Source organism: Pseudonocardia yuanmonensis, from assembly GCF_039542425.1.
In the GTDB taxonomy this organism is placed as follows: Bacteria; Actinomycetota; Actinomycetes; order Mycobacteriales; family Pseudonocardiaceae; genus Pseudonocardia; species Pseudonocardia yuanmonensis.
Window position 1 is genome coordinate 1 of record NZ_BAABIC010000057.1, and the last position, 1,555, is coordinate 1,555.

1 protein-coding gene is annotated in these 1,555 nt (G+C 71.2%); it reads left to right on the forward strand.

The window, feature by feature from the left end:
- Positions 1-10: 10 nt before the first annotated feature.
- On the forward strand, positions 11-1,555 hold a 1,545-nt coding region (locus ABD990_RS34065), incomplete at its 3' end, for an AMP-binding protein (RefSeq protein ID WP_345384931.1).

Genomic DNA, 1,555 nt, shown 5'->3' on the forward strand with positions numbered 1-1,555 from the left:
GGAGGCCGGTGTGGGCGCGTACGAGGACGTTTTCCGGGCCAGCGTGGAGGACCGGGAGGGGTTCTGGTTGCGGGCGGCGGAGGCGCTCGACTGGCACAAGGCGCCGACGAGGGCCCTGGACGACTCCAACCCGCCGTTCTACCGCTGGTTCCCGGACGGGGAGCTCAACGTCGCGCACAATGCGCTGGACCGGCACGTCGACGCCGGGCGGGGCGAGCAGGCCGCGCTGATCTACGACTCCCCGGTCACCGACACCAAGCGGACCTACACCTACGCCCAGCTGCGCGACGAGGTCGCCATCTTCGCCGGGGTGCTGCGCGAGCTGGGCGTCGGGCCCGGGGACCGGGTGGTGGTCTACATGCCGATGGTTCCCGAGGCCGCGATCGCGATGCTGGCCTGTGCGCGGCTGGGCGCCGTGCACTCGGTGGTGTTCGGCGGGTTCGCGGCCAAGGAGCTCGCGGTCCGCATCGACGACGCCGCGCCGAAGGTCGTCGTCTCCGCCTCGTGCGGGATCGAGGGCAAGCGGGTGATCGAGTACAAGCCGCTGCTGGACCGCGCCATCGAGCTCTCCGCGCACAAGCCGGACAAGCAGGTCGTCCTGCAGCGCCCGCAGGCCGAGGCGGCCATGGGCGACACCGACGTCGACTGGGCCGACGCGGTCGCGAAGGCCTCCCCGGCCGACCCGGTGCCGGTGCGCTCGACCGACCCGCTCTACATCCTCTACACCTCCGGGACCACCGGGAAGCCCAAGGGCGTGGTCCGCGACGGCGGCGGCTACGCCACCGCGCTCGCGTGGAGCATGCCGAACGTGTACGACGTCTCGGCCGGTCAGACGATCTTCACCGCGTCCGACGTCGGCTGGGTCGTCGGGCACTCCTACATCGTCTACGCGCCGCTGCTGGCCGGGGCGACCACGATCCTCTACGAGGGCAAGCCGGTCGGCACCCCGGACGCCGGGCAGTTCTGGCGGGTGATGTCCGAGTACGGCGTGCGCAGCATGTTCACCGCGCCGACCGCGTTCCGGGCCCTGAAGAAGGAGGACCCGAACGGCGAGTACCCCCGCAAGTACGACCTGTCCGGCCTGAAGTACCTGTTCCTGGCCGGGGAGCGGCTGGACCCGGAGACCTACCGCTGGGCCTCCGAGCTGCTGGAGATCCCGGTGATCGACCATTGGTGGCAGACCGAGACCGGCTGGCCGATCGTGGCCAACCCGGCCGGCATCGAGCTGCTGGAGATCAAGCCCGGCTCGCCGACCCGGCCGCTGCCCGGCTGGGACATCCAGATCCTCGACACCGACGGCCGCCGGGTCCCGGCCGGCAAGGACGGGGCGATCGTCGCCAAGCTCCCGCTGCCACCGGGCGCCTTCCCGACCCTGTGGAACGACGACGAGCGGTTCGTCAAGTCGTACATGTCGGCGTTCGAGGGCTACTACCTCACCGGCGACGGCGGCCGGATCGACTCCGACGGCTACGTGTTCGTGATGGGCCGCACCGACGACGTCATCAACGTCGCCGGGCACCGGCTGTCCACCGGCGGGATGGAAGAGGTCCTCGCC